General features: G+C 65.6%; 2 protein-coding genes. Both read left to right on the top strand.

Going from position 1 to position 5,293, the window contains the following annotated elements:
- The first annotated feature begins 468 nt into the window (after window positions 1-468).
- Entirely contained in the window at window positions 469-4,050 is a 3,582-nt protein-coding gene (dnaE, locus tag EGJ34_RS20270; protein ID WP_125362235.1) for a DNA polymerase III subunit alpha, read from the top strand.
- 100 nt (window positions 4,051-4,150) lie between these two features.
- On the top strand, window positions 4,151-5,110 hold the full coding sequence (locus tag EGJ34_RS20265) for an acetyl-CoA carboxylase carboxyltransferase subunit alpha (protein WP_125362234.1): 960 nt from the start codon (window positions 4,151-4,153) through the stop codon (window positions 5,108-5,110).
- Window positions 5,111-5,293 lie beyond the last annotated feature (183 nt).

The raw sequence follows: 5,293 nt of genomic DNA, 5'->3' as shown, positions 1-5,293 counted from the left end.
GGCGTCCTGCCCAACCCGTCGGGCGCATGCGCCCGACCCATGCGGCTCACGCCCCCTCCAGCCCACCCCGACCCGCCATCGGCAGGGTGTCGGTGGCCAACGAACATCAAAATCAACGGCGGCCCCGATCTGTTGTCATGCGTTACCGGACGCTGGCCATTTCACGGCCGTCGTCTGTCGACCGACGCTACCGGGCGCGTGAACGGGTTTTGATCTTCCGTGGCCTCCGGCCAACTGTCGAAGGGCCATCGGATGGGGGGGGGACGGGACCGTCAAAAACATGGATGTTTTTGACGAGCCTCCATGGATGGATTCACGGCGTGTCCCGTACCCCCCCATCCGATGGCCCCAAGCTCGTAGACCCGCAGCCCAAGGCTGTGGCTTTGGCTTCTGGCTGTAACCTGACTGTCAAGCCTTGTCCGGTTTCGCTCACACGGATACCCTGACCGCGCATTACATTGGCCCGGCATGTCCACTTCCCGTTTCGTACATCTTCACGTCCACACCGAATTTTCGCTGGCGGATTCGACCATCCGTGTCCCGGCGAAACCGGATCAGGCTGACCCGAAAAAGGCCAAACAGGCCAATCTGCTCAGCCGCGCCGTCGAACTGCAGCTGCCGGCGCTGGCCGTCACCGACCTGAACAACCTGTTCGCGCTGGTCAAGTTCTACAAGGCAGCCGAAACCGTGGGCATCAAGCCCATTGCCGGTGCCGACGTGATGATCGCCGAGGAGGGCATGACGCCGTGGCGGATGACCCTGCTGTGCCGTGACCGGGAAGGCTACCTGAGCCTGTCGCGCCTGCTCACCCGCGCGTGGATGGAAGGCCACCGCCCCGAAGGCGGGGTGGCCGTGCATCCGGACTGGCTCAAGGCCGGCTGCCACAACCTGTTTGCACTGGCTGGTCGCGAGAGCCTGGCCGGCCGTCTCGCCGGCGAAGGCCGGCATGACCTCGCCGAACAGCAGCTCGCCGACTGGCAGCGTGTATTCGGTGACGGCCTGCACCTGGAGCTGACCCGCACCGGGCGTGAGGGCGAGGAGGCCTTCAACCAGTTCGCGCTGATGGCCGCCGGCCAGCGCGGTTTGCCGGTGGTTGCCAGCAACGATGTGCGCTTCCTGCGCCCGGACGACTTCAGCGCGCACGAAGCGCGCGTGTGCATTTCCTCCGGCCGCGTGCTGGATGACCCCAAGCGCCCGCGCGACTACAGCGAACAGCAGTACCTGAAGTCGCCCGAGGAAATGTGCGCGCTGTTCGCCGACATTCCCGACGCCATCGACAACACCCTGGCCCTGGCCGAACGCTGCAACGTGGAAATGCGGCTGGGCACCTACTTTCTGCCCAACTACCCGGTGCCCGACGACGAGACGCTGGACAGCTGGATCTGCAGCGAGTCGCGCAAAGGCCTGGAAGCGCGCCTGGAAAAGAATCCGCTGGCCGAAGGCAAGACCCGCGAAGACTACTTCGAGCGCCTGGAGTTCGAGCTGGCCACCATCATCAAGATGGGCTTCCCCGGCTACTTCCTGATCGTGGCCGACTTCATCCAGTGGGGCAAGAACCAGGGCATTCCGATTGGTCCGGGCCGTGGTTCCGGCGCCGGTTCGCTGGTGGCCTGGGCCCTGCAGATCACCGATCTGGATCCCCTGCCCTACAACCTGCTGTTCGAGCGGTTCCTCAACCCCGAACGCGTGTCGATGCCCGACTTCGACATCGACTTCTGCATGGACCGCCGCGACGAGGTCATCGACTACGTCGCGCGCAAGTACGGACGCGAGCGGGTCAGCCAGATCATCACCTACGGCACAATGGCCGCCAAGGCGGTGGTGCGTGACTCCGGGCGTGTGCTGGGCTTCCCGTACGGTCTGGTCGACGGTGTTTCCAAGCTGATTCCCAACATCCTCGGCATTTCGCTGAAGGACGCCATGGGCGAAGGCAAGGACTCGGAGATGGCGTCGCCGGAACTGATCCAGCGCTACCAGTCCGAAGACGAAGTGCGCGACCTGATCGACCTGGCGCGCCAGCTCGAAGACCTGACCCGCAACGCCGGCAAGCACGCCGGTGGCGTGGTGATCGCGCCCGAGCCGCTGGCCGAGTTCTGCCCGCTGTTCGCCGAACACGACGAAGGCGGTCGTGGCCGCAACCCGGTCACCCAGTTCGACAAGAACGACGTTGAAGAAGTCGGCTTGGTGAAGTTCGACTTCCTCGGCCTGCGCACGCTGACCATCATTGACTGGGCTGTGAAGGCGATCAACAAGCGGCATGCCCGCGCGGGCATTCCGCCGGTGGACATCACCGCGATTCCGCTGGATGACGCGCCCACCTACAAAGATATCTTCGCCAATGGCAACACCGGTGCGGTGTTCCAGTTCGAATCCTCGGGCATGCGCCGTCTGCTGAAGGACGCGCGCCCCGACCGTTTCGAAGACCTGATCGCGCTGGTATCGCTGTACCGCCCTGGCCCGATGGACCTGATTCCTTCCTTCAACGCGCGTAAGCACGGCCAGGAAGAGATCATCTATCCCGATCCGCGCACCGAAGCCATCCTGAAGGACACCTACGGCATCATGGTGTACCAGGAGCAGGTGATGCAGATGGCGCAGATCGTCGGCGGCTACTCGCTGGGCGGCGCGGATCTGCTGCGCCGCGCGATGGGCAAGAAGGTGCCGGCGGAAATGGCCAAGCACCGCGAGATCTTCCGCGAGGGTGCGGCCAAGGGCGGCGTCGACGGTCCCAAGGCCGATGAAATCTTCGACCTGATGGAAAAGTTCGCCGGCTACGGCTTCAACAAGTCGCACGCGGCCGCGTACGCGCTGGTCAGCTATCAGACCGCCTGGCTGAAGCGTCACTACCCCGCCGAGTTCATGGCCGCGACGCTGTCCTCGGACATGGACAACACCGACAAGGTGGTCGGCTTCCTGGCCGAGGTGCGCAACCTCGGCCTGACCGTGCTGCCGCCGAAGGTCAACGAATCGGCGTACATGTTCGAGGCCTCCAGTGCCGACACCATCCAGTACGGCCTGGGCGCGATCAAGGGCGTGGGCCAGGGCGCGTGCGAAGCGGTGGTCGACGAGCGCATCGCCAAGGGACGCTACGAGTCGCTGCTGGATTTCTGCATGCGCATCGAGTCCGGCAAGCTCAACCGTCGCACGCTGGAAGCCATGATCAACTGTGGCGCACTGGACGGGCTGGGCAAGAACCGCGCCTCGCTGATGCTGCAGCTGCCGGAGGTGCTCAAGGCCACCGACCAGATGTCGCGCGAGAAGGCCTCCGGGCAGAACTCGCTGTTCGGCGCGCCGGACCCGGTCAGCACCGCGATGCAGCTGGACCTGCCCGAAACCAAGGAGTGGGCTCTGGGCCAGTTGCTGGAGGGCGAGCGCGAAACCCTGGGCTTCTATCTCAGCGGGCATCCGTTCGACCCGTGGGCGGAGGACGTCAAGGAACTTGTCGGTACCGACCTGGGCATGCTGGAAAAGCTCATACCGCCGGCCCGCCCCAGCAAGGACGGCGAAAAGCGCGCCTGGCGCCAGGAAACCCCGGTGATCCTGGCCGGGCTGGTCGTCGGCGTGCGCCGCAAGGGCGAAAGCCAGATCTTCATGCAGCTCGAAGATGGCCGCGGACGCGTCGAGTGCAGCGCGTTCTCCGACGGCCTGGCCGAATTCGGCCACCTGATGACCAAGGACCGCATCCTGGTGGTCAAGGGTGGCCTGCGTGAGGACGAGTTCAACGGCGGCTACGCGCTGCGCATCCGCCAGTGCTGGGACTACGAAGAGATCTGCGCCAACTACGCGACCCGGCTGTCGCTGCGTCTGGACCTGCGCCAGGGTGACCCGGTCTGGAGCCGTGTGAACGCCCTGCTGGACCGCCACCGCCCCGGCCGCACGCCCCTGCGCCTGGACCTGCTGCTGGGCTCGCCGCAGGGCCCGGTGGCCGGCATGCTCGACGTGGGTGGCGAAACGGCCGTACGCGTGGACAGCCAGCTGGTGGACGCGCTGCGCGCCGACCCGGCCGTACGCACCCTCAAGGTCCGCTACGCCCCCCCGTGGGCGAACTGATTGCCGGGCAGGGCCCGGCATTACGGTACCAGACGACTGCGTACGGGGTATTTCGACGCATTCGGCTACACTTTCCCTCTTTACTTCACGACGGCTTCCGATGAATCCGAACTATCTCGACTTCGAGCAACCCATCGCTGATCTGGAAGCCAAGATCCAGGAGCTGCGCAGCGCCAGCGCCGGTCCGGCGGTCAATGTCGAGGCCGAAGTGCACGCCCTGCAGGACAAGCTGCGGGTGCGCACTGCGCAGATCTTCCGCAACCTGACCTCGTGGCAGGTGCTGCAGCTGGCGCGCCATCCGCAGCGCCCGTACACCCTGGATTACATCCGTATCTTCTGTGACGAGTTCCAGGAGCTGGCCGGCGACCGCGCCTTCGCCGACGACAAAGCGATTGTCGGCGGCCTGGCCCGCATCGGCGGCCGCCCGGTGATGCTGATCGGCCACCAGAAGGGCCGCGACACCAAGGAAAAGATCAAGCGCAACTTCGGCATGCCCAAGCCGGAGGGCTACCGCAAGGCACTGCGTCTGATGAAGATGGCCGAGCGCTTCGGCCTGCCGGTGCTGACCCTGATCGACACCGCCGGTGCCTGGCCGGGCATTGATGCCGAATCGCGCGGCCAGTCCGAGGCGATCGCGCGCAACCTGATGGAAATGGCCGAGCTGAAGGTGCCGGTGATCTGCACCGTGATCGGCGAAGGTGGCTCCGGTGGCGCGCTGGCGCTGGGCGTGGGCGACCGCACCATCATGCTGGAGTACAGCGTGTACTCGACCATCAGCCCGGAAGGTTGCGCCTCGATCCTGTGGAAGGACGCCGGCAAGGCCAAGGAAGCGGCTGAACAGCTGGGTCTGACTGCTCCGCGCCTGAAGGGCCTGGGCCTGGTCGACAAGGTGGTGCGCGAGCCCACCGGTGGCGCACACCGCAACCCGACCGCGATGGGCAAGCGTCTGAAGGCCGTGCTGCTCAACGAGCTGGACGCGCTGGAGAAGCTGTCCACCGAGGACCTGCTGCAGAAGCGCTATGAGCGCCTGCGCAGCTACGGTGCCTACGAAACCGCCTGATCGGCGGTGTGTGCGCCGAAATGAAAAACCGGGCCTCGTGCCCGGTTTTTTATTTGGAAATTCAATCGGTACCGTATTCCGGTAGCGCCGGCCGTTGGCCGGCCCACCCGCCCCCCCCCCCCCCCCCCGCCCCCCCAAAAACACACCCACAAAAACCCCTGGGGCCCCCACCCCCCCCCACGC

This window comes from Stenotrophomonas sp. 278, assembly GCF_003935715.1.
Lineage (GTDB): Bacteria > Pseudomonadota > Gammaproteobacteria > Xanthomonadales > Xanthomonadaceae > Stenotrophomonas > Stenotrophomonas maltophilia_AH.
This window is presented reverse-complemented; position numbering and strand designations above follow the sequence as displayed.